The sequence below is a fragment of the Microcoleus sp. LAD1_D3 genome (assembly GCF_036702135.1).
GTDB lineage: Bacteria > Cyanobacteriota > Cyanobacteriia > Cyanobacteriales > Microcoleaceae > Microcoleus.
Window position 1 is genome coordinate 105861 of record NZ_JAUBSB010000014.1, and the last position, 23739, is coordinate 129599.

The 23739-nt window shown below is 45.2% G+C and carries 22 protein-coding genes; 8 read left to right on the plus strand and 14 right to left on the minus strand.

Annotation, left to right across the window (positions count from 1 at the left end):
* Positions 1–136 precede the first annotated feature (136 nt).
* Positions 137–460, plus strand: coding sequence for a hypothetical protein (locus QUA74_RS11175; RefSeq protein WP_333328201.1), 324 nt, complete (start codon positions 137–139; stop codon positions 458–460).
* 402 nt (positions 461–862) lie between these two features.
* On the opposite strand, the gene QUA74_RS11180 is transcribed toward QUA74_RS11175, so the two are convergent.
* A complete protein-coding gene (locus QUA74_RS11180; RefSeq protein ID WP_333328204.1) occupies positions 863–1939 on the minus strand; it encodes a WD40 repeat domain-containing protein in 1077 nt (358 codons plus the stop codon).
* Positions 1936–2907: a GTP-binding protein gene (locus QUA74_RS11185; protein ID WP_333328207.1), complete on the minus strand. Its 972-nt coding sequence runs from the start codon at positions 2905–2907 to the stop codon at positions 1936–1938. Before QUA74_RS11185 ends, QUA74_RS11180 begins: the two co-directional genes overlap by 4 nt.
* Positions 2908–2953: 46 nt before the next feature.
* On the opposite strand from QUA74_RS11185, the gene QUA74_RS11190 reads away from it, so the two are divergent.
* Positions 2954–3085: a hypothetical protein gene (locus QUA74_RS11190; protein WP_333328210.1), complete on the plus strand. Its 132-nt coding sequence runs from the start codon at positions 2954–2956 to the stop codon at positions 3083–3085.
* Here QUA74_RS11190 and QUA74_RS11195 read toward each other — a convergent pair.
* The 6 genes from QUA74_RS11195 to hemB form a co-directional block, all read right to left on the minus strand.
* Positions 3073–3978: an alpha/beta hydrolase gene (locus tag QUA74_RS11195; RefSeq protein WP_333328213.1), complete on the minus strand. Its 906-nt coding sequence runs from the start codon at positions 3976–3978 to the stop codon at positions 3073–3075. The genes QUA74_RS11190 and QUA74_RS11195 overlap by 13 nt on opposite strands.
* 92 nt (positions 3979–4070) lie before the next feature.
* On the minus strand, positions 4071–5123 hold the full coding sequence (locus QUA74_RS11200; protein WP_445302140.1) for a CobW family GTP-binding protein: 1053 nt from the start codon (positions 5121–5123) through the stop codon (positions 4071–4073).
* A gap of 62 nt (positions 5124–5185) precedes the next feature.
* On the minus strand, positions 5186–6025 hold the full coding sequence (locus QUA74_RS11205) for a metal ABC transporter permease (protein ID WP_333328217.1): 840 nt from the start codon (positions 6023–6025) through the stop codon (positions 5186–5188).
* A 12-nt stretch (positions 6026–6037) separates the two neighbouring features.
* Positions 6038–6802 (minus strand): metal ABC transporter ATP-binding protein, encoded by a 765-nt coding sequence (locus QUA74_RS11210; RefSeq protein ID WP_333328220.1) that lies wholly within the window; start codon positions 6800–6802, stop codon positions 6038–6040.
* 1 nt (position 6803) lies between these two features.
* The gene (locus QUA74_RS11215) at positions 6804–7895 is read right to left on the minus strand and encodes a metal ABC transporter solute-binding protein, Zn/Mn family (RefSeq protein WP_333328223.1); all 1092 of its coding nucleotides are present in this window, start codon (positions 7893–7895) and stop codon (positions 6804–6806) included.
* A 76-nt stretch (positions 7896–7971) separates the two neighbouring features.
* Positions 7972–9018, minus strand: coding sequence for a porphobilinogen synthase (gene hemB / locus QUA74_RS11220; protein ID WP_333328226.1), 1047 nt, complete (start codon positions 9016–9018; stop codon positions 7972–7974).
* A gap of 48 nt (positions 9019–9066) precedes the next feature.
* Between hemB and QUA74_RS11225 the strand changes: the two genes are divergently transcribed.
* Positions 9067–10305, plus strand: coding sequence for a SidA/IucD/PvdA family monooxygenase (locus tag QUA74_RS11225; protein WP_333328229.1), 1239 nt, complete (start codon positions 9067–9069; stop codon positions 10303–10305).
* A gap of 158 nt (positions 10306–10463) precedes the next feature.
* Here QUA74_RS11225 and QUA74_RS11230 read toward each other — a convergent pair whose 3' ends face one another.
* The 5 genes from QUA74_RS11230 to QUA74_RS11250 all read right to left on the minus strand — a co-directional run bounded on the left by QUA74_RS11230 (position 10464) and on the right by QUA74_RS11250 (position 14478).
* Positions 10464–11342: a GIY-YIG nuclease family protein gene (locus QUA74_RS11230; protein ID WP_333328232.1), complete on the minus strand. Its 879-nt coding sequence runs from the start codon at positions 11340–11342 to the stop codon at positions 10464–10466.
* Complete coding sequence (locus tag QUA74_RS11235) at positions 11332–11493, minus strand: hypothetical protein (protein ID WP_333328235.1); 162 nt, start codon at positions 11491–11493, stop codon at positions 11332–11334. Before QUA74_RS11235 ends, QUA74_RS11230 begins: the two co-directional genes overlap by 11 nt.
* Positions 11494–11534: 41 nt before the next feature.
* On the minus strand, positions 11535–12374 hold the full coding sequence (locus QUA74_RS11240) for a tyrosine-type recombinase/integrase (RefSeq protein ID WP_333328238.1): 840 nt from the start codon (positions 12372–12374) through the stop codon (positions 11535–11537).
* A gap of 434 nt (positions 12375–12808) precedes the next feature.
* Complete coding sequence (locus QUA74_RS11245; RefSeq protein WP_333328242.1) at positions 12809–14149, minus strand: serine/threonine-protein kinase; 1341 nt, start codon at positions 14147–14149, stop codon at positions 12809–12811.
* Positions 14150–14241: 92 nt separating this feature from the next.
* Positions 14242–14478: a DUF2188 domain-containing protein gene (locus QUA74_RS11250; protein ID WP_333328245.1), complete on the minus strand. Its 237-nt coding sequence runs from the start codon at positions 14476–14478 to the stop codon at positions 14242–14244.
* Between the two features lie 182 nt (positions 14479–14660).
* On the opposite strand from QUA74_RS11250, the gene QUA74_RS11255 reads away from it, so the two are divergent.
* The 5 genes from QUA74_RS11255 (at position 14661) to QUA74_RS11275 (ending at position 23230) form a co-directional block, all read left to right on the plus strand.
* Positions 14661–15155, plus strand: coding sequence for a MerR family transcriptional regulator (locus QUA74_RS11255; RefSeq protein WP_333047051.1), 495 nt, complete (start codon positions 14661–14663; stop codon positions 15153–15155).
* Positions 15156–15263: 108 nt separating this feature from the next.
* Entirely contained in the window at positions 15264–17933 is a 2670-nt protein-coding gene (locus QUA74_RS11260; RefSeq protein ID WP_333328249.1) for a type I restriction-modification system subunit M, read from the plus strand.
* Positions 17930–19183, plus strand: coding sequence for a restriction endonuclease subunit S (locus QUA74_RS11265; RefSeq protein WP_333328252.1), 1254 nt, complete (start codon positions 17930–17932; stop codon positions 19181–19183). The genes QUA74_RS11260 and QUA74_RS11265 overlap by 4 nt, the downstream gene beginning before the upstream one ends.
* A gap of 214 nt (positions 19184–19397) precedes the next feature.
* On the plus strand, positions 19398–22526 hold the full coding sequence (locus tag QUA74_RS11270; RefSeq protein WP_333328255.1) for a type I restriction endonuclease subunit R: 3129 nt from the start codon (positions 19398–19400) through the stop codon (positions 22524–22526).
* Positions 22527–22546: 20 nt separating this feature from the next.
* Positions 22547–23230 carry a SprT family zinc-dependent metalloprotease gene (locus QUA74_RS11275; RefSeq protein ID WP_333328258.1) on the plus strand — a complete coding sequence of 228 codons (684 nt, stop codon included), beginning with the start codon at positions 22547–22549 and terminating at the stop codon, positions 23228–23230.
* 326 nt (positions 23231–23556) lie between these two features.
* Here QUA74_RS11275 and QUA74_RS11280 read toward each other — a convergent pair.
* A partial coding sequence (locus QUA74_RS11280) for a hypothetical protein (RefSeq protein WP_333328261.1) occupies positions 23557–23739 on the minus strand: 183 nt, incomplete at its 5' end.

Consider the following 23739-nt stretch of genomic DNA (forward strand, 5'->3'; position numbering starts at 1 on the left):
CAGTCCCGGCGACCCCTGGGTTTTTTAGTTTGTGATTCCTGGGATGACGAGCGTTGGTGAGGAAACTTGAAAAGCAGTGGCTACACAACTTCTGTTAAGCTTGCTAGATTGAGGAGTAGTCTAAAAAATCAACCCTATGAATTCACTAACTTTTTTGCACAACATCAACAGCAACATCAACAGCGCCATCATCAGCGTTTTGAACTTGGTGCTGTTTATTGAATTTACGATCGCCTGTTGCCGGGGAATGTACCGCGGTTGGACGATCGGTGAAGCAACTGTTGGCAAAATAGTCTTACTGACCACGATCGCTGCAATCATGTTTCGCTTGTGGCAATCGTGGCCGCATGAGTTTGTGGTGTTAAGTGTGTGGCCTCAATGCGCGTTCTGGGTGTTTGTTGGGGGATTAGTCGGCTGCACTTTCAAATGGGGTGTCGAGCGAGTGTTTTCCCGTTGCTGATAATTTAAGGGTACCGCTGCGGGGGATTGTCCTCCTCCCGGCTGCGGGTGGAAGGATGACTCGGTGCAATCAGAAGGTTTGAGGCGATTTGCTTGGCAGATGCTTTCGGAAATAATGTCAGCACAACTGTATGGTCAAGTAATATGGCTGATGTAGCTTTTCAAATAACGGTTCCCAGCGATAATGAGGGATTTATTACGCTTCAATGTCTCTTTTGTCGCGTCTTTCCTCGAAAGAAGGTCGAAAAACTATAAGGAGTGATCGCACCCTGCCACCAACTTCTCACACAATTGTGCCGGGCGATTGCCTGTGCCCTACCAGATCTGATATTACATGGTAGGGGAGAGTTATGAAATGACAAATAATTCTTTAATGGACAACAATACCTACTGGGAAAAGTGTTCATCGCCTACCAAAACCCTGACCCCGCTCATGGAGTGACCACACGAGTAACTCACCATTAAGTCCTCCGGCGGCAAGCTGATGTCCCTGCGGATGCCAAGTAAGACAGGAGAAGCCATTGGGCGCTCCTTTTAGAGATTGAATCAGGCGAGTCCCTCTATGCCAAAGGGCAACCCAACCATCTTCTGCTGCTGATGCCAGTAAAAGTGAGTTAGGCTGAAAGGCGATCGCCTGTACTGTCGCTTCATGATTCCCTAACATCTGGCTTGCCCAACCTATCCGCTCATCTCGATCGCGTTCCCATACTACGACAGCAGATCCACTAGAGGAGGCTAACATCGGCACGCCAATGCTAGTTGGCATCTGTGACCATGCTAGTTGCCGTACTTTACCAGGAAAGCCACGCATAATCCAGGGATAGGGATTATCATCCCACTCTCTGATCGCGAGCGTGTTATCTAAATTGCCTGCTGCGATGAATTTATTATTAGGCGACCAAGCGATCGCCACTGTCGCAGAGGGAATTTCTAACGTTTCTGGGTCTGCGTCCCAGTCACTCGCATCCCAGATTCTAGCTCCTTGATAGCCACTCAGTGCGAGATACTTTCCATCGCTGCGCCAGTCTAGATCTAGCACTGTTGAGGATTCAAAGTTGAGCGTTGTTACCACTTCGCAGGTGTCTGCATCCCAGATTTGAACGTATTTGCCTAAACTAAAAGCAAGTTGATGAGTTATTTGACTCCAGCAGAGGCGCTCAACCCAAACAGATTTGTTTTTTAGGGTAGTGATTAGTTCTGGTACCTCTGACTGAAGCGACCAGATTTTAACCTGTCCATCCTGCCCTCCAATTGCCAGAAATTGCCCATCGTGCGAGAACGCCAAGCAGTCTACAGATTGCCCAGTTTCACCTTGTAGAGAAGTTGCCCCAAAGGTTGGGGCTGCAAATAACGATACTTCGCCAGCCGCAGAACTAGCCGCCAGATTGCTACGATCGGGCGACCACGCGATCGCCGTGACATAATCTGACAAGCCACCTCGCCAGGTTTCTTTGAATTCTAGTTTTGTTTTTGTTTTCATATCAGGCACGCTTTAAACCCTGCTTTTAGCTGTGCTTCATCTAGATTGCGACCAATAAAAACCAATTCGTTTTTGCGGGTTTCATTTTGCTTCCAGGGGCGATCCGGTCTGCCATCAAACAGCATATGCACACCCTGAAATACAAAGCGGTTATTCTCACCCTCAATGTTGAGAATGCCCTTCATACGGAAGATATCAGCTCCTTGATTCCTCAGTATTTCGCCAATCCAATTGTTGAGTTTATTAAAATTCAGCGCCCCAGAAGAGGCGATCGCCACTGACCCCACAGTTTGATCGTGTTCGTGGGCATCTTCACCTAAGAAATTGGGGTCAATCTCCAGGGCGCGGCTTAAATCAAAAGCTCCCACCCCCAAAATGCTGTCCATCTCTACCTGAGCATCTTGTGTGCGGTAAATCTTTGCCATTGCATTCATTGAGCGGATGCGCTGTTCTAACGCCTCCAGATCTTCAGGTGTAACCAGATCCTGTTTGTTGAGCAAAATCACATCCGCAAAGGCAAGTTGCTCAATGGCTTCATCCGCATCCCAGTGTTGGTGAATGTGTTTAGCATCTACGACTGTGACTACAGCATCCAGGCTAGTTTGCGATCGCACATCCTCATCCATAAAGAAAGTTTGGATCACAGGTGCGGGGTCTGCTAGTCCGGTGGTTTCAATCACCAAATGGTCAAACTTGTTGCGCCGCTTCATCAGGTTGCTAATGATGCGGATTAAGTCACCGCGCACCGTACAGCAAATGCAGCCGTTATTCATTTCAAAAATTTCTTCGTCAGCATCAATCACCAACTGATTGTCGATGCCCACTTCCCCATACTCATTGATGATCACCGCAACCTTCTTGCCATGCTCATAAGTAAGGATGCGATTGAGGAGCGTTGTCTTCCCTGCACCTAGATAGCCAGTGAGGACAGTCACAGGGATGGAACTTGGGATATCGGCAGCAACCATATGCCATACCTCTACTTGTAAGAATAATAATCATTCTCCATTATAGATGGAAAATGTGAGGAATTTGATCGAAGCTGCTCTTGAAGCCGCCATGCAGCAACGTTATGTAGAGGCGCTAAATTTAGCGCCTCTACAGGGAATGAAAAGCAGGATTGCTTTGGAATATCATTGGTTTTGAAGAAATGGCTTGATGATCTCTGCCACTTCATCTGCATATTCCTCATGAAGTCCCAAGGAACCAGGCAGATGGTGGCTCTCGATCCCAGGTAACTGTGCAATTGCCTCCATCTCAGCTTTTGACTGAGCAGGCGACTGTTCCCCAATCACCACCATCGTTGGTACAGAGAGCGATCGCCCAATTTGTATAAATTCCTCATGGCTTTCCATTGGGTCTAAGGTTCCGGTAACAAACGCGGCAGGAGCGAACCGTGCGCCTGGTTGAGTCGCGATCTCGTATTTCTGCTGCATTAAGTCTGGAGTCAGTCTGTCTGCATTTACATAAACGTGCTGACGGTACATAAATTTGAGAAATGCTGGAGCAGTGTTGAGCGTGTAAAGTGCCTGACCAATTCCCGGCGATCGCACCAATTCTCTTACTGCATCCCGCATCGGCGTGGGAACACCCATCACGCGCAACGGGCCTTTCCAAGTGGGAGCTACCAGCACCATTTTTGACCAAGGGCAGGGAAGTTGTTGGGCTACCTGCATTGCATAGCCAGCCGCGTGTCCCGCTGCAACTACTGCCACAGGACGATCGAATGTAGCTGCAACAAAAGCTGGTAAAAGCTGTTTGTAGAGTGTCGGATTGTAATCTATTGTGGGACGGCTAGACTGCCCAAACCCTAACCAATCAAGTGCTACTACCTGAAACTGAGAAGAAAGACGATCCGCTAATCCTCGCATTTCCAAGCGGCTTGAAACTGTACTGAACGCTGGTAGTAAAAGAATTGGCGTTCCATTTCCCTTGATTTCATAGATGAGACGATAGGACTGGTTTTGCAAAACCCAGTTAAAGGTCTGAACAGTTCCACCGATTTGACTATTGGGGCTGTCAGCTAACATTGTTGTCATATGTCAATTTTGGTTAGGAATAAAGATGGGAGGCATAACACGCAGTATCTCTTTCTCCAGGATACAAGACGGAACTGCTGAAAGAATTGCTATCAGGCAATGCAGTCTGTTAACTGCTGCCGAAGCTCATCGGCATTTAAGTTGCGCCCAATAAATACAAGTTGGTTTTTAGGGGGAGTGCGCCATTCTTCACCTTGCAGATCAAAGCGGGGGCCGCTCAGTTGAAAGACGTGACGTAAGTGGCTTTCGGTCAACCAAAGAATACCTTTCGCTCGAAAAACGTTTTTGGGTAATTGTTCTTGCAAGAACATTTCAAACTTTTTCACATCAAAGGGGCGATCGCTTTCAAAGGAAATTGATACAAATCCATCATTATCCAGATGTGCGGAATGGTGATGGTGATGTTCATGCGGATGGTGGGTGTGATCATCGTGATGATGATGATGATGATGATGATGATGCTCTTGCTCAGTTTGCTGAATTTCTGACTGAATTAAATCTGCATATTGAGTTGAATTGTTATAGCCTACATCCAAAATTAGCGGCAGTGGTACTTGACCATGCTGACTATGAAGAATTCTAGCTCCTACCTTTACAATACCAATGTAGTCTTCCAATTCTTTCACTTTCTCGGAAGAAGCTAAATCAGTTTTGTTCAAAATCGTGATATCCCCATAGGCAATTTGCTGGAGGGCCGCTTCGCTATCGAAATGATTGGGGGTAAAGGTTTCGGCATCAACAACAGTAATAATCGAATCTAGCCGAGTTAATTCACGCAGTTCAGTTCCCAAAAATGTCAAGATAATGGGTAGGGGGTCAGCAACGCCAGTAGTTTCAATCACCATATAATTGATGCGATCGCCCCTTTCCAAAACTCGAAAAACGGCATCAACTAGCCCATCATTAATCGTGCAACAAATACAGCCATTACTGAGTTCTACCATGTCTTCATCCATCGAGACTAACAATTGACTGTCGATGTTGATGTCGCCAAACTCATTAACTAAAACTGCAACCTTCAAATCATGGCAATTATTCAAAATATGATTTAGCACAGTTGTTTTACCACTGCCTAAAAAACCAGTGATGATGGTAACAGGCATTCCCCGTTTTGAAATTTCTAAGTGTGAGTGACTCTTCATCATTGTTCTCTCCTATTTGGTAGTACAGAATTAATTAGTTGAGGTTGAGACATAAATATCTAAATTCAGTGAGCCAGTGAATTAAAATGAGGTAAAGTCATTGCAACTATAAAAATAGTTAATTGTGTTGTCACAATACTGGGGCCAGATGGCAAATTAAACCAGGCTGAAACCACCATTCCCAATACAGCACTTAATGCTCCTATTGCTGCTGATAACAATACATAACTTGTGAAGGTGCGACTCAGTAACCGTGCAGCACAAGCTGGAATTACTACAAACGCACTGACTAGCAATACACCGATTGCCTTAATTGATATCCCAACCACTAGCGATAACAATACAATAAATACTGTGCGATGAGTTGATACTGAAACGCCACGAGCGATCGCTAAGGGTTCATGCAAAGTTAGTAACATTTGTGTTCGCAAGGTCAACCCAATGAACACAATGCAGACGATTAACAATGCTGTACTAAAAACTAAATCTAGTTCTTGAACGGCTAAAATATCACCAAACAAAAGATGATTGAGTCCACCTTTGTATTGCCCCACAAAGCTGAGGGTAATAATGGCGATCGCTAATGATGATGAATAGATAATATTGAGCAACGCATCTGTCCATAGGCGAGTGCGTTCTAGTAGATAAGAAACCGCTAAGGCAAAAAACACAGAAAATGGCAGTAAAACCACAGAGGAATTGAGTCCTAATAACAATCCAATGCTGATGCCCAACAAGGCGGAATGTCCTAGGGCATCGCTGAAGAAAGATAACTGTCGTAAAATCGTAAAACTTCCTAAAAGCCCACCCATTATCCCTGTAAGAATGCCGCCGATAAATGCCCGTTGCATAAAAGGCAGTTGAAACAGTTCAATGACGCGAGTGATTTCTGATGGAAAAGACATGGAGATGGCAAATTAATGATTATGGTTATATCGAACAAATTCTGTTCCGTAGGCAGCAGAAAGATTGTCAGGAGACAGAGCAACACCTGGAGTTCCCTGACACAGCAGTGTACGATTTAGGCAGAGGACGCGATCGCACTTTCGCCGCACCATATCCAGATCGTGAGAAATTTGCAGAATAGCCCAGCCTTGCTCCTGCTTGAGTTGATACAGCAGTCGGTAAAACTCTGATTCTCCACGCATATCTAAGCCAGCAGGGGCTTCATCAAGAATTAACAAGCGGCGCGGGTGAACGAGGCAGTATGCCAGCAACACCCGTTTCGTTTCGCCGCCGGAAAGTCCGCTAATTACTTGATCTCTGAGGTGTGTCGCCTCAACCCTTGCCAATGCCTCTCGCACAGCATGGCGGCGTTTTCTATGGTTTGCCCAAGGTAATTGAAACCCCAAAGAGTCCCACCCCAAACCTACCAGTTCTTCTACCGTTATAGGAATGCGACGATCGAACAGAAAGTTTTGGGGCAAATAAGCAATCTGTTGACGGATGCTAGGTGGCAGAAACCCTCTACGACTTAGCGGTTGTCCTAGTATAAATACATTACCTGCTTGTCGAGGTAAAATTCCCAGGATAGCTTGCACCAGGGTAGTTTTGCCAGCGCCATTAGGACCGACAAGTGCAATGTCTATACCTGCTGGCAACGAAAACGAAACATTTTCTACTGCTGCGTAGCTTTCCCGATAAACGGTGAGCCGTTCAACTGCAAGTACAACTTCTTTCATCCTAAAACCTCACCCCAACCTGCTGTGCCACAACCGCAACAGCCTGTGATGTCTGTATGAGTAGGAAGGATTGAGTTGATTGTCCAGTGAACGCCGTCACCAGAGTTTTGACATTTTTCCGCATCGTGGTGATGTAATAATCGGGTTGCAACGCCTCGGTTCCTCCAGTTTCCATCGGGTCAAACGTGCTAACCCGCACGTTCAAATCTTTTGCCAATCCTGCAAAGGCATCTTGTCCACTCTGGGGTTCTGTCAGCAAGGTTTTTAGATTGCTCGCCTTGACGGTATCCATGACCCGTTTCACATCATCGGGAGATGGGTTTTCTTCTGGTACATCAACCAGAAATTTGGCTTTCAAGTTGTAGCTCATAGCAAAGTATGGAGCAAAGTCGTGGAAGGCAACAAATGTCTTACCTGCAAAAGGTTGCAGCAATTTCGTGTTTTCTGCATCTAGGTTTCGCAAGCGTTGAATATAAGCGGCAGCATTGGCGGTGTAAATTTCTTTGCCACCAGGATCAGCCGTAATTAGCCCATCTCGAATGTTTTCTACCTGTTGAATTGCCCGTTTCGGATCGAGCCAGATATGAGGGTTAAATTTCCCATGAATATGCCTGTCTTCTCCTTGTTTCTGCCCTGATTTATGCCCATGATCCTGCCCCTCAATGCTTTCAGTTGCGATCGTATGCACTCTCTGGCTCGAATCAATCACTTTCAATTTGGCATTTCCAGCATTCTTAATCAGGTTCTCTAAGAATTCCTCCATCTCTAGCCCGTTTTGAACCAATACATCGGCTTTAGCCAGTTTCTGTACATCCTCTGGCTTTGCCTGATAGTCATGGGGGCCTACATTTGTCGGTAGCAGTTGAGTGACTTGTGCGCGATCGCCCGCCACTGCTTTGGTAAATTGTGTGATGGGTAAGAAGGTTGTTACTACTTTTAACCCGTCTGCTGCTGTTTGGCGAGCCTCTGAATTGGTTGAGGGAACATTAGATGTACAACTTCCCAAACTCAGTGCGATCGCCGACACGACTACAACGGATAATTGACGAACAATTTTACTAGGCTGTCGTAACCCTATTTTTAGATGAATCATGATAAATAGCCTTGAGAAGTTCAACATGAAGAAGCGGGAAGGTAGACATTAAGGATGAAACAATTGCCTTACCCGATTACTGTTGCAACAGTAGAGCAACTTGTTTGGCAAAGTACGTCAAAATCAAATCTGCCCCTGCTCGTTTTATGCTTGTCAGTGTTTCCAAAATCACCTTATTTTCATCAATCCAACCCTGTTGGGCAGCGGCTTTGATCATGGCGTATTCGCCGCTGACGTTATAGGCAGCAACAGGTAAATTTGTGTGCTGTTTAATGCGACAGATAATATCCAAGTAGGCAAGGGCAGGTTTCACCATCACAATATCTGCTCCCTCGGCAATATCCATCTCTACTTCTTTGATGGCTTCTCTGGCATTGGCTGCATCCATCTGATAAGTTTTCTTATCGCCAAACTTGGGGGCTGAATCTAAGGCATCGCGGAACGGGCCATAATAAGCAGAAGCGTACTTGGCTGCATAGGAAAGAATGCCAACATTGATCCATCCCTCAGCATCCAAGGCTTGGCGAATTGCGCCAACACGCCCATCCATCATGTCAGATGGTGCAACGAAATCGGCTCCGGCTTCTGCCTGTACCAACGCTTGTTTGACCAAGACGGCAACGGTTTCATCGTTGAGTATTTTGCCATCCTGCACAATGCCGTCATGTCCTTCACTACTGTAAGGATCTAGAGCTACATCGGTAATCACTACCATCTCTGGAACGGCTTGTTTGATTGCTCGCACTGCGCGGGGAATCAAACCATTAGGGTTGTAGCTTTCAGTTCCAGCGTTATCTTTTTGGTCGTAGGGAATCAAAGGGAAAAGGGCGATCGCACTAATTCCCAACTGATATGCCTGCTTCACTTCATCTAGCAATAGATCCAGGGTGTAACGGTAGCAACCTGGCATAGAAGGCACTTCCTCTCGTTGCCCTTCTCCTTCCATCACAAACAGGGGATAAATCAGATCCTCTACTCGTAACGCATTCTCCCGCACCATCCGACGCAGCGTTTCCGTCCGCCGTAATCGACGGGGACGATGAATGATTGGCTTAATAGGCTGACTGGATGACACAGCCGTAGCAGTTCGATTTTCCAATATGGGAGATTCAGGTGCTAACATCAAATAAACTGAGAATGATTATCATTCGTTTATTTTATAACACAAGCTGTGAAAAGTGATTCTCTACCAGAATTCATAGACATTGCGATTGTGGGAGCGGGCCCTCATGCCCTAGCACTGGTAGCTCACTTACTGCAAAAGAAAAAGTCGATGCGAGGACGTTTCCTAGTTTTCGACCCCAGTGGCACTTGGATGAGTCAATGGAATCATCAGTTTGCCGCCTTAGAGATTCCTCATCTCAGGTCGCCTGCGGTACACCAACCCGATCCCGATCCTCATGCACTTCGCACCTTTGCGGCCTCCCGCCCTAACGAATTATTTCCGCCCTACGATTTGCCCGGAACTCGGTTGTTTCAAAATTTTTGTCAGGAAGTGATTCGTCGTTCTGCGTTACAGAGTTGTGTGTATTCGGCTGCTGTTGTGCGGGTGGAACCGTTAAAGAATCATCGTCGTCCCCGATTTTGTCTAGAATTATCCAATGGTCAAACAATTGTCGCCCGTAGAGTTGTTATAGCTAACGGGGGTGGAAAACCTCATATCCCAGATTGGGTCGGGAAAATTCCCCAGAATTACCCACCTGAGCGGCTGCTGCATTCTCATGCTATTGACTTACAAAACTTGACACTTCAGGGTGAAAAAGTTCTGATTATTGGAGGTGGGTTAACCAGTGGACATTTAGCAGTGGGTGCGATTCAACGAGGCGCACAGGTTTTACTCATGTCACGACGAACCCTATACGAGAAGTTGTTTGATGCTGACCCAGGTTGGCTTGGCCCTAAATACCTCAAAAATTTCTGGGCAGAACCAAATTTACAGATTCGCTATTCTATGATTCAGCAAGCACGCAATGGTGGCTCGATGACTCCAGCTATGCTGACTCAACTACGGCGTTTAGAACGCGATCGGCGTGTTGTGTTTTATGAGCAGTGTCAGGTGTCTAAAGCCCAATGGAATGGTGATAGCTGGCAGGTTTTTTGTGATAATCCAGCTATACATGAGTGCATTCACCATCAGAATATCGATCGCATTTGGTTCGCGACCGGAAGCCAAATAGATGCGACCAACCATCCCTTGCTTAAAAATGTTCTAGATACTTATCCCACCGAGATTGTGAACGGATTACCTGTTGTGGATGAATACCTGCGCTGGCCTTGTTGTGAGCTATTTGTTATGGGTGGTTTAGCCGCATTGCGGGTGGGACCAACGGCACGAAATCTATCAGGTTCAAGGATGGCGAGCGATCGTATTGTTCCAGCACTGACAAAATCCAGTCTCTCACGGGTATAATTTTGTCAGCATCAGGGTCACTGCTCGATCTGCTCATAAAGTTTACTCATAATCTCAGTGAGCAGGTCGATATATTCAACGGTAACAACATTTGTAGTTTATTTGAGGAATCTACCCAAATGCAGTACAGAATTTTCTGGAGGCTGATTGCTAAGCTGTCAAACATCTAAACTGCATGGTTTCATCTCATACAAATCATTCAGCACCGCCTTGACGTTCGGAAACGCAAAATACTCTGTCAGCTTGCCAATTCGATAATTAAAAGCTTTGTACCGGTGCTTGAAGTACAGCTCCACATTCCCCCGGTGTTCCCAAAGTCCCAGCAAATTGACGGTCACATCCGAGTAATGCGCTTTCACATCCCGCTGCACTTCCGCGATGCGTTCCTCGATCGATCGAGTTGTCACCCCAATTTTATAGAAGCAGTGACCGTCCGCTTTTACCTCCAGAAAGTAGAGCGAGTTCACCAGAATCCGACGAAGCTGTGCTCGATAAATCAGTAAATCAGCCCGCCGTTCATCCAAACAAGATAACCCCGCAGCTTCCGCAATCTCTACAGAACCTTCCAATGAAGCCAGCTCCGACACCAGCAAAGGTTCTTGGACTTGGTTGAACAACGCCAGGGGAAGCGCGCCGACGGGGATTTTACCCAAGTCGGTAAACTGATAAGTGCGATCGCCCGACGACTCCACCAATCCTTTGAGTTCCCACCGAAAGTTTACTAAGTCTTTGGGAATGGCGTAATTTTGGGCCCCGTACTCTTTCCACAGCACCTTCAATTGCTCCAATTCCTCACCCTTAAGCTGGATGGTGAAGTTGTCGTAGAGGGGAAGCGATGGGAAAGCTTTGGTTTTAATCCGCTGCGAGACTGGCTTGCAAGTGTCCTCGGTATGCGCGAAGTGATGTTCTTTCACCGAACCCTTTTTTGCTGTGAGTCCGCCACCGCAGTAGAGGCAAGTTAGCTGAGTTTTTCCGCGCACAGCTTCATCAATGCCCGTCAGTTCGCCACTGGGAGCAACACCAAATTTAAGCCACATAGTCAAAAGTTCTCCTAAAAGCAGGTTTTCGTAGATGCACCTGCTCCACACGATCGAGAATTGTAACAAATCCAGGGGTTAGGGCTTCTGCCTTGGGAAAGAAAGCGATCGGCACTCGATGCTCTTGATGCGTAACTTTAATCCTTGGCATCCAAAATCTAAAATCTAAAATCTAAAATCTAAAATTGCTCGTCACCAATCAGGAATTTCTTCAGGCTCCGAGTCTGATAGGCCTTGTGACAGTTCCTCTCTTGGTAACGGCACAGCAGACAATTCATGCTCTACACCGGGAAATGTGTCTTTTCCGGTGTAGGAAAGCATGGAAAGTGAAGCGATCGCACCCCGCACTTGATCCGGCTTCACCTCTAAGTATTTCTGCAATTGTTCGAGGTTGTTGTGACCGCTGATTTCTTGAATAATCCGCAGCGGAATTCCGGCGTTGCTCATCTGGGTGAGAGCCGTTCTCCTAAAACTGTGGGTGGATGCTCCCTCGATGTCGGCGCGATCAAACGCTTCTCTCAAAATCTTGTCCGCTGAGTCGGGGTGCAAATGCTTCCAGTGGTGCGAACGGTGGCGGCCGGGGAATAAATAAGTCTGACCCGCGTTGGGTTTCCAAGATGTCAGAAGCGATCGCAAATCTTCAATGACTGGAATCGTTCTGGTTTGGAGTTGGCCTTTAGTGTTGGCTTTGCGGAAGTTAATTGTAGAACGGACGGTGCCCCTGTTCGTGTAGATATCCTTGACCATCAGGGAACAAGCTTCGGCAATCCGACAGGCGGTGTAGAGACAAACTCCGAACAGCGTGCGATCGCGAGTGGTTTGCAAACCTTTGTTGAACAAAAGCTCGATTTCCTGTTGCGTGAGTATCTTGGCCTGCCCGTGCCGTTCTATCTTCATCTTGGTAAACTCGACCCTATACCACAGAGTTTGCCGCAAATACTGCGTTACTGCATCGGTAGACGGGGATTTCTTAACGCAGCGCTTGGGGAAGCGGAAGGAAAGAGAGAAACGAGCGCAAGGCGTGTAAGTCACATAAGCAAGCGTTTTTGAACGAGTGAAGCGATCTGAACGATTGCCCTCGATTACCAGGTTTAACTAGAGTGTCAAACTGATATTACACAACCCCATCCATACTACAAGGAGCAATATGCTGAAAGCCTGAAAGCTAAAAGGTTTGAGCGGGCCTGCAGCTTCGCTGTAGCGGGGGCGTTCGCCGGGATTGTTGTATTACATCAAGCTTTGTTATCGGTGAAACGCGGAAGCGATCGCCACCCGCCACAAGGCAACGCTCGCCAACCATCCAGAGCGGAGTGACTGTACTTTGCCACAGCTTTCCTGAGTGAAAGCTTGATGGAACTGAGCGGTTTGGTTAAAAAAAATGACTGTAACCCTTATTTGGTAAAAGTTTGAATTGCTGCGAGTGCGGATTTTTGGGAACGCTATATAGTTCTCTCTCAGGATTCTCCTCACCTATCACCAAATCGGATGCGTGCCTTGGGTCGATCGTAAATCGTCGCCTCGTCGCTGCCGTCTTTGTTAATTATTACATCGTAGTCGTGCGTTAAAAAAGTTTCGATTGTGAGAAAACAAAAATCGGGAAGAGTCGGCTCATATGAAACGCTTACAGTTTCAATGGGAATTTCTCTACCGCTCGCCACTTGCGGGCAGAAGCCTTGCCTGCAAATTTCATCCAATGCCAGCCCTATTAATTCATAAATTGGTTTGTTTGCCGCAATATTTTCCATTGAATTTTGCGGTGCAGGTTGTAGGTTTGAAAAACTCCCAAACATATGTTGAGACAACTGACGGATATCTGACACTAATTGTTCATCTCTCTGCATTTTTTGCAACTTTCTTTGCAATCGGTACCTTTCCCACGTAATGACTACAGGAGGATGCAAAATTTCGTCAACTTCCTTAAGCCGTTGCAAAATTGCCTGAGTATTTGCAAAGCGCTTTTGAAGAGGTCGCGCCATGAGTTGGTCGATAAAATCTGCAAACGCGGGCGAAACATGGGGGGCTTCATCGCGCCAATTCTCTAAGTCGTCAGTGTAGAGGTCATGTTCATAGGGTTTGTTGAATTCACTAGGAAGCTTTCCCGTTAGTAAATAAACAAAAGTACGACCCAAGGCAAAAAAATCGGATTGTGGGGAGGCTTGACCATTCAATTGCTCCAAAGGAGCGTAGCCAGGGGTATGAATAGTCGTGATTTGCTTGGCTGCGTGTTTGCTTTCGTAAGTGTCGGTAATTTCCCGTACCGTTCCAAAATCTATTAATACCAACAATCCGTCCTGAGAAAGCATGATGTTGGACGGCTTAATATCCCGGTGAAATAACTGATTCTTGTGGATGTCGCTCAGGATATGCACTAACTCCTCTAACCAAAGACGGGCTTTCTTTTCGCCGATCGGCTGATTGTTCCGTTGGGACATCCAATCTTGCAAATTTTCGCCTTCAATTTTCTGCATTACGAAGCAATGCACTTGTTTCTGAGTGTTACCAGCAGTAAATGTGAAATACTCCTCACCTTTAGGGATTCCTACAATATTGAGGCGGCATAGAACTTCGGCTTCTCGTTTGAATAGTTCTATAGACTTGGGGGTGTTTTTAATCAAAACTTTTAAAACTTTTGGAGAGCGGCCACGATCGCTGACCTCGTAAGTTTTGCCAAAGCCACCTTCTCCCAGTAGGCGGGTGGCGCGATAGCGCCCTCCTAGCAACAAATTAGACCCACAGCTAGAGCAGAGCAATAAATTATTGTCGGCATTTTTCGGATTCGGGCAATGAGGATTAATGCACAAATTCATTTTTATAATGGGGGGAAATCGAATTTACTCAATTTGACAGAACACTAAGAGCGAGTTCCCCGGTGTACTGGGTTAATCGCTCTTACAAAACCTCAATACTTTCTATCTTTCGCAGGGCAGGGGTCATTACCGTAGCTGTCTCTGTCCCGAATCGTCCCGTCTTGCCGATGAATTACTACCTCTGATTGTTGGTTTTGAGCAATCTCTCGTGCTCGGTCAATGGCTTTCTGCTGGGTGGCGAATACCTGCGTGGCTTTGCTAGCGCCCTCTCTCTCCACTGCCCATCCGGTCTGATGGGGGATAACGTGCTGGTTTTTTCCCTTCGGCATATAGTTCACCTGGGTTAATCATCTTTTTTACAAAGTAACATAACGTTTTACAAGGTGTACGTGTAAAACCCTAAGAAATGTTAAATTTTTCTTAAGACGTTGAAGGAATAGGTGTATGTTACAGGGAGAGGCAATTCCGTTGCAGTGGAGTTGCCAGATGGTATTGTAGGAGAGCGATTGCTATGGAAGGCTTTACCCGTCAAGAAACTTTAGCCCTAACTGGGACAACATCTAGCCGTCTTGCCTACTTAGACAGGACAGGGGTAGTGATGCCCCAGAAGTACGGCAATTCTAAGAAGCCGACGGTAATCTATACATGGGAACAGGTATTAGAGATTCGAGCGATCGGCCATCTCAGGCAAAGAGTTTCCTTGCAGACAGTTAGGAAAATTATTCAGTTCCTTAATGAGACTGGCTTTGATGACAGCCTCAGAAATAAACACTTGGTCGTTGTTAATGATGAAGTTTATTGGGTCAAGCATGACTGGACTGATATGCCCCAGGTAATGAAAGTAGCGGACAAAAAAAATAAAGGCATCGGTCAATTTGTACTAATTGTTATTCCCCAGCTAGCTAACCTTATTAAGGATGTGTGGGAGGCGGCTATTAAGTCTAAAGTTGTAGACTTTGAAAGCTTTAAGCAGAGAGCTAAAGCCAAGCCAGATAAAGCAGCTTAAATATTTGCTACTATTTTCATTCTCATTCAGGGTGGTCGCGATTGCGATCGCAAAAATATTATTTACACTTGATAACTTAGTCACACTTAAGGAGTTGGAAAAATTACCTTGCAGCAAGATAAGATTACTCTCAGTCAATTAGAGAATTTTCTCTTCAAATCCGCCGATATTCTGCGCGGAAAGATGGATGCTTCAGAGTTCAAGGAATTTATCTTTGGAATGCTATTTATTAAACGCTTGTCGGATGAATTCGATCGCAAGCGTAACGAAGTTAAAAAAACATATACTCATATTGATGATCCGAAATTGTTAGCGGAACTACTGGAAGAAAAAAATTCCTATGGCGAGACGTTTTTTGTGCCACCCCGCGCCCGTTGGCACGAAGCTTGGTTAGATGAAGATGGTAATCAAGTGCCGCCACTGAAGCATCTCAAGCAAGATATTGGCAATATGCTGAATAAGGCGATCGCGGCGGTAGAAGATGCCAATGATGCCTTGGCGGGGGTGCTAAAAAACAATATTAACTTTAATGCTATTAAGGGTAAAACCAAGATTCCCGATCAGAGGTGGAAGGACTTACTCGATCACTTTAATCAGCCTAATTTTGTATTAGTTAACGATAACTTTGAGTTCCCCGATTTGCTAGGGGCGGCTTATGAGTATCTGATTAAGTATTTTGCCGATAGTGCGGGTAAAAAAGGGGGGGAGTTTTATACGCCGTCTGAGGTGGTGCGGTTATTGGTGCAACTCGTTAAACCAGAGGCGGGCAATACAATTTACGATCCGACTGTGGGTTCAGGAGGCTTTTTAATCCAGTCATATCAGTATGTGGAAGAACAGGGGCAAAACCAAAATAATTTGGCTTTGTACGGTCAAGATTCTAATGGTACGGTTTGGTCAATTTGCAACATGAATATGATACTGCATAATATCAGCCGTTTCACGATTGAAAATGGGGACACGCTGGAAGATCCGCAGATTTTAGAGAATAGCCAAATTCGTAAGTTCGATCGCGTTTTGGCTAACCCACCTTTTTCGCAGAACTATAGTCGGGCTAGTTTGCAATTTAGCAATCGCTTTTGGGAGTTTTGCCCAGAGACGGGTAAAAAAGCGGATTTGATGTTTGTGCAGCACATGATTGCTAGTCTGAAATCTGACGGACACATGGCGACAATTATGCCGCATGGGGTGTTATTTCGGGGGGGAAAGGAGAAGCTGATTCGGGAAAAATTGATCGAGAATGATGTGATTGAGGCGATTATTAGTTTACCGTCGGGGTTGTTTTATGGCACTGGGATTCCTGCCTGTGTTTTGGTGGTCAATAAGAACAAACCCGATGAATTGCGGGATAAAATTTTATTTGTGAATGCCGATCGCGAATTTGCGGAGGGTAAGGCTCAGAATAAGTTACGCCCTGAAGATATTGAGAAAATTGATTTTGTGTTTACGCACAAAAAGGAGTATCCCAAATATAGCCGTTTGGTGAGTAAGCAAGAAATTGTTGAGCAGCATGATTACAATCTGAATATTCGCCGCTATGTAGATAATACGCCGGAACCTGAACCCGAAGATGTAACGGCTCACTTGATTGGTGGGATTCCCCAGTCGGAAGTTGCAGCCCAAGCGGTAGATTTTGCCCGGTTTAAGGTGGAATCTAAGACGTTGTTTGGGCCATTGCGTGAGGGTTATTTAGCATTTGTGGAGGTGATCGCTACTAAGTCTGCGATTAAGGGGACGTTGGAAGCTGATGCTAATCTCCAAAATACTATTAATCAACACTATGAGGCCCTAGAAAGCTGGTGGCAGGTGGCACGGGATGATTTTGCTCAGTTGCGCGAAGGCAAGAAAATGCCAGAGGTACGACGGGAGTTGCTGACGGGGCTAAAGAATAAGCTGATTGGGTTGGGGGTGTTGGATGAGTTTCAGGCGGCGGGGGTGTTTGTCAATTGGTGGCAACAGATTCGCTATGACTTGAAAACGATCGTTAATACAGGTTGGCATCATACGCTGATTCCTGATAAGTATCTGATTGCGGCATTTTTTCAGGATGAGGTGAGGGCGATCGAGGATTTGGAAGGTCAAATCAGTGCGGCCCAGGGGGAACTGAGTGAGGCGATTGAGACGGCGCAGGAAGTGGCGAGTTATGAACCAGAGGAGGATGAGACGGTAACGGCGACTTCGATTAAGAAGGTGTTGAAGGATTTGATGGACGATCTTAAGAATGTCTCAGGTATTTCGGCGGCGCGGGAGTTGGCAAAATATAAGGCTGAGTATGAGGCGATCGCCAAGCTTGAAAAACAGATCAAGGATTTGAAGGCGGATGTCAGGGAGAAGCAGACAGAGTTAGATATAAAGTTGCGGCTAAAGCGGGTTGGTGGGGAGGAGTTTCAAGCAGAAACTGAGGGATTGATTCAGCAAGTGATTGCGGAAATAGCGGGGCTAAAATCTAATGACAAAGATGATAAACGCAAGATTGCGGGTTTGACTAAGGATAAGGAGGCGTTAGAGAAGCGACTGACACGCATTGATGGGTTATTGGTGGCTATTGGTGGGCAGTTGACGACGGAGGAGGCAAAGGGGTTGATTTTGCAGAAGCTCTATGATTGGGTGCGGGAGCAATTAACTCGCTATTTGAATGGGGCAAAGCGATCGCTGATTGCTTTGGTTGAGAAACTTTGGGATAAGTATGCCGTTTCCAGTCAGGAGTTGGAAGCAGAGCGAGAGGAGACTTTAGCGGAGTTAAATCAGTTTTTGAGTAAGTTGGGGTATTTGGCATGATGAGTATCAAAGATTGGACTCAAATAAAAGTAAAAGAAATTTGTGATATAGGAAGGGGACGAGTTATTAGTTCTCAAGAAATTGAATCACGTCTTGGTATATACCCGGTTTTTTCCTCTCAATCTCAAAACAGAGGTGAAATGGGAAGAATTGATACTTATGATTTTGATGGTGAATATGTTACGTGGACAACAGATGGAGCCTACGCAGGAACAGTTTTTTATAGAGAAGGTAAATTTAACTGTACAAATGTATGCGGCACTCTAAAGGCAAATAGTCCTCAAATATCAATGGAGTTTCTTGCATACAAACTTTCAACATTAGCTAAGAATTATGTTTCGTATGTAGGAAACCCCAAATTAATGAATAATGTGATGGCTAATATTGAGCTATCACTACCAGATAACAAAAAAGAACAAGAACAAATTGCTGATGTTCTGTCTACTATCGATCGCGCGAGCGCCCAAACCGAAGCTATCATTGCCAAGCAGCAGCGAATCAAAACGGGACTGATGCAGGACTTACTCACCAAAGGGGTTGACGAACACGGCAACATCCGCAGCGAAGCCACCCATGAGTTTAAAGATTCTGCGATCGGGCGTATTCCCGTAGAGTGGAAAGTTCAGGGTTTAGCTAGTCTTTTAGAAAATATTTATCAAGGTTGGAGTCCTGATTGTGAATCTCATTCTGCCTTAGAAGATGAATGGGGAGTGTTGAAAACCACCTCAGTAACTTGGGATGGATATGACAGCCAAGAAAATAAAAAGCTTCCAAGTTCCTTAAAGCCACGTCTTTCACTAGAAATAAAGAAAGGTGATGTGCTAATAACAAGAGCGGGTCCTAATTCAAGAGTGGGAGTTATTTGTTATGTATATGAAACACTAAGTAAGAAAATTCTTTCCGATAAAATATATAAGTTAAAATTCCACGAAAACTTAGATCCACGTTTCTTTGTTTATTCATTATCGGGATCAGCTTCACAACAATATCTCTCAACTCTTAAAACTGGTATGGCCGAATCTCAAACTAATATTTCACAAGAAATTGTAAAAACAATATTAACTGTAGTTCCTTCGGCTCACGAGCAGAGCGCTATTGCGAACTTACTGGATAAAAACTTACAGAGTTGCCAAGAACATTTACTTATAAGAAACAAGTTGTACTTAATAAAAACTGGACTTATGCAAGACCTCCTAACTGGCAAAGTCCGCGTCACCAACCTCCTCAACCAAAAAGCAGCAACAAATTAACTAAACTAGACACAGCCCATTAACCCCCCCGTGATCCCTATGCAACTAGAGCAAACACCCACAAACTACAAAGACTTAAACATCGATCCAGACTTTACTTGAAAAATAGCGATCGCTCATAGGGGTATCAAAAATATCGCAACGCTCTGATAGAACTAGCCAAGCCCTCATAAAATCACAAAGTTTTGAGCCGTTATGACCAAGGTTAATTAATATGCAACCAGATAAAACACAAACCGCTATCAAACTCGATGAACGCAACCACGTCGAAAAGCCATTGCTCGATCAATTACATGGCTTAGGCTGGGAAGTACGCGACCTCGACAAACACCAAAAACCCCAAGATAGCGATCGCGAAAACTTCACCGAAGTTGTGATCTTGCCAATTTTGCGCCAACAACTGCAAATCATTAACCCTTGGCTCGAAACTGACCAAATCGAAGAAGTCATCAAACAACTTACCGCCAACTTCCCCAGCAATAACCTCCTCGAAAATAACCGCCATCTCTTCACCCTACTCCAAGAAAATACCAGCGTCTCCGAAAACCGCAAAACAGGCGAAAAAAGCCCCACCGTCAAATTTGTAGACTTTGCCCATACCAGCAATAACTCCTTTATCGCCATTTGCCAATTCAAAATCCGTATTCTTGGCACAGAACACCACATCATTCCCGATATTGTCCTGTTTCTCAACGGCTTACCCGTCGTTGTCATTGAGTGCAAATCGCCAAAAGTCCAGGACGCAATTCCCGAAGCAATAGACCAACTAATGCGCTACAGCGAACAGCGCGGAGCAAAAGGCGAAGGTAGCGCACCCTTATTTTTCTATAATCAATTCATCATCGCCACTTGTCGTAACGAAACAAAATTTGGCACCATTTCCACCCACACCGAAAAATACTTTTATCGTTGGGCAGATCCCTACCCGCGCACCCTTGAAGACTTAGATCATGGAGCCAGTAGCCCCAACGACCAGCAGCGTCTCGTGGCAGGAATGCTTGACCATAATAACCTGCTAGAAATCATTCGCAACTTCACCCTCTTCTCCGTTAGCGACAAAGGCGAAACTATCAAAATTGTAGGGCGCTATCAACAGTTTCGCGCCGTCAAAAAAGCCGTGCAGCGCCTCCTAGAAGGCACAACTCCGCGATCGCGTAGCGGCATCATTTGGCATACCCAAGGCTCAGGCAAGTCCCTCACCATGATGTTTATGGTACGAGCCATGTATCGCCATCCCAACCTCTCCCAATGGAAAGTGGTATTTATCACCGATCGCACCCAGTTAGAGCAACAATTGGCAGAAACTGGTCAAAATATCGGTTTCACCGTCAAAGCCGCCGACAGTATTGCCAAACTTAAGGAACTCCTGCGTAGCGACTCCTCGGATCTCGTTATGGCGATGATCCATAAATTCCAAGAGCGTGATTTACAGGAAACTTTCCCCGAACTCAACCCCAGCACCAACATTCTGGTAATGACCGACGAGGCACACCGATCGCAATACAGCCTCCTGGGAGCCAATCTCGACAAAGCTATCCCCAACGCCTCTCGCATCGGCTACACCGGAACCCCCATCGACAAAACTGTGCGTGTCTTTGGCGATTACATCGACAGTTACACCATGCGCCAATCAATTGCCGATAAAGTCACTTTAGAGATAGTTTACGAAGGCCGTACCCATAACGCCGAAATACCAGACCAATCAGGTATGGACAGCGCCTTTGAAGATGTCTTTAGCGAATATAACCTTACCGAGCGCCTTCAAATTTTGGGCTATGGTTCCCGCGATGCTTACTTAGAAGCTGAATCAACCATAGCTACAAAAGCCGAGGATATCATTACCCATTATCTGCAATCAATTTTTCCTAATGGTTACAAAGCCCAAGTCGTAGCCACCTCTCGCGAAGCCGCCGTGCGCTATAAAACTCACCTCGATCTCGCCCTAGCCGATACTATTACTAAATTAGAACAATCTAACCCCCATAATCTCAACCTCGAACGCCTCAAAAAACTCAAGACTGATGTAGTTATTTCTGGTAATAACAACGATTTACCGCACCTCAAGGCATACTCTAACTCTTCCAAACACAAGACTACGATCAAAAGCTTTAAACTACCCTTTGATAGCGAAGATAGTGGTATTAGGGGTGAAATCGGCATTGTCATCGTTAATAATATGCTACTAACAGGCTTTGATGCCCCTATCGAACAGGTGATGTATCTCGATAAAGTTATCCAAGCTCATAGTTTGTTACAGGCGATCGCCCGTGTTAACCGTGTCGGTGGTGCGGATAAAGAAAAAGGCTTTGTTGTAGATTATGTTGGCATTGGGCATCACCTCAAGAAAGCACTCGATAACTACGACGAACGCGAACAAAAGGAAGTCGAAGACACCTTCAGTTTTCCCGAAGCAGAAATTCGCCAGTTAGAAGCAGACCATCGGGCGATTATGGAAATGCTTGCTCAAAAAGGACTCACTGACTTGAGCGATGTTGATGCCTTTTTCGATCTCTTTTATGATGAAGACATTCGCTTTGAGTTTATTCTAGCATTCAAAGAATTTACTCGCAGTCTTAACTTAGTTTTCCCGGCTAAAGAAGCCCTGCGCTATATGTCTGACTATCAGGCATTAACTAACATTAACGTGCAAGCTAGCAATCACTTTCGCGATTCTCGCCTTAGTATGAAAGGCATTCCCGCCAAACTACGAGCAATTACCGATGCTTACCTAATTTCCCAAGGTATCGATCTCAAAATTAAGCCGATTTCTATTTTAGATGATAACTTTGAGCGTGAAGTCAGCAAGCGCGATCGTACAAAAACCAAAGTTGCGGTTGTCGAACACGCTATTCGTCACCACATCGATACCGAACTAGATGATGACCCCGAGCTACAAGCCTCTTTTGCCGCAGCCCTTGCAGAAATCCTCGAACAATTCAAAGACAACTGGCAGACAATCTACGCAGAGTTAGAAAAACTACGTCAGCGCATTAAAAATGCCGAAAACGAGCCTACTTATGGATTGCACAAGAAAAAACAAATGCCTTTTTTTCGGATGTTCAAAACTGAATGTTTTGGTGATACAGAACTAGATGAAGCTCTGGTTGCCCAGAACGTGGCACTGACTCAACAAGTGTTCATGGTAATCGAACAAGAATTGCAACTTACTGGTTTTTGGGAAAGTATTCCCGCCTCTAATAAACTCCAATCTGAAATTCAGAAAATCCTCTTATCACCTGACTTTATACAATTACCTAACATAGTTCAAAATCGCAAGCGGATTATATCGCGAATAATGGAATTAGCTAAGAAAAATAATGATACCATTTTATACGCTGACTAAACTAGGCTGACTAAACTAAAATGAAACTTGACTACGAGATTGTATATTCTCCTAAACGCAAAAAGCTAACTATTACGGTTGAGCGAGATCGCTCTATTGTTGTTAAAGCACCCACTGGCACAGACCTCGAAAAAATTCAAAAAGTTGTAGAATCACGAAAACTATGGCTTTATGAAAAAACCCACCACGAACAAAAGTATCATCCGCCTCTCCCTCCCCCAGGAAAAGAATTAGTTAATGGTGAGTCTTTGCCTTATTTGGGGCGTAATTATCAACTGGAACTATCAGATAGTAATGAAGAAATTCAATTTGTTAGTAATCGATTTTTAGTACCTAAAGCACAAGCAAAACAGCGCGGTGAAGTTTTTAAGAACTGGTACATCCAAAAAGCTAAAGAACAGATTTTACCTCGCGTTCAAATTTATGCAGTACGTATGGGTGTAGAATTCAATCTAGCAAAAATCACAGATAGCAAATATCATTGGGGTTCCTGCACGTCTAAGAACAACCTAAATTTCAACTGGCGACTGATTAAAGCCCCCATGTTTGTCATAAATTATGTGATTGTTCACGAATTAGCCCATCTGCTAGAAAGTAATCACACATCCATATTTTGGAATATAGTCGCCGTCCAAGTCCCAAATTATCAACTTGCAAAAAACTGGTTACGCGATAACGGTAATACGCTAGAACAAGATTTTTAGATTTTACAGGGTGACAACCCCTTCAAAAGCTTGATAAAATCAAGGACATAGCCATGTTTGTCACCCCAGCAGCTTTACCACTTAAATGCGGGCTAGGACGATCGCTTTTACCCATCCACCTCCTTCAATCCATTTTCCAGTAACATCCGCACGATATCCACTCAGCTTGCATACCGCGTCCCTTGTCAAGAATCCGCAAAGTCTTACCCGCCGGGTCAAAGTTACTGACACTCAACTGACTAACTTCGTTTCAAAGTATTACCCCACAGCAGGCGCACCAAAGCATAATGACGCTTCCCAAACAAATCCGTTATGCCAACATTTCTCTACAATTTATTTTCGCGTCCGGCCCCAGCCCCCGCCGCGCTGTCAACTCCTCTTCTCTTTCTCTGTAAAAGAGAAAACAGCGGAGAGCGGCCTGCCTGCCCTAAGTAGGGCTTGCTGAATAAGCCTAAAACCCTTACCTCAAAAGACTTTGACTCGCGTTCGGCGTTGACAACGTGTAAGAC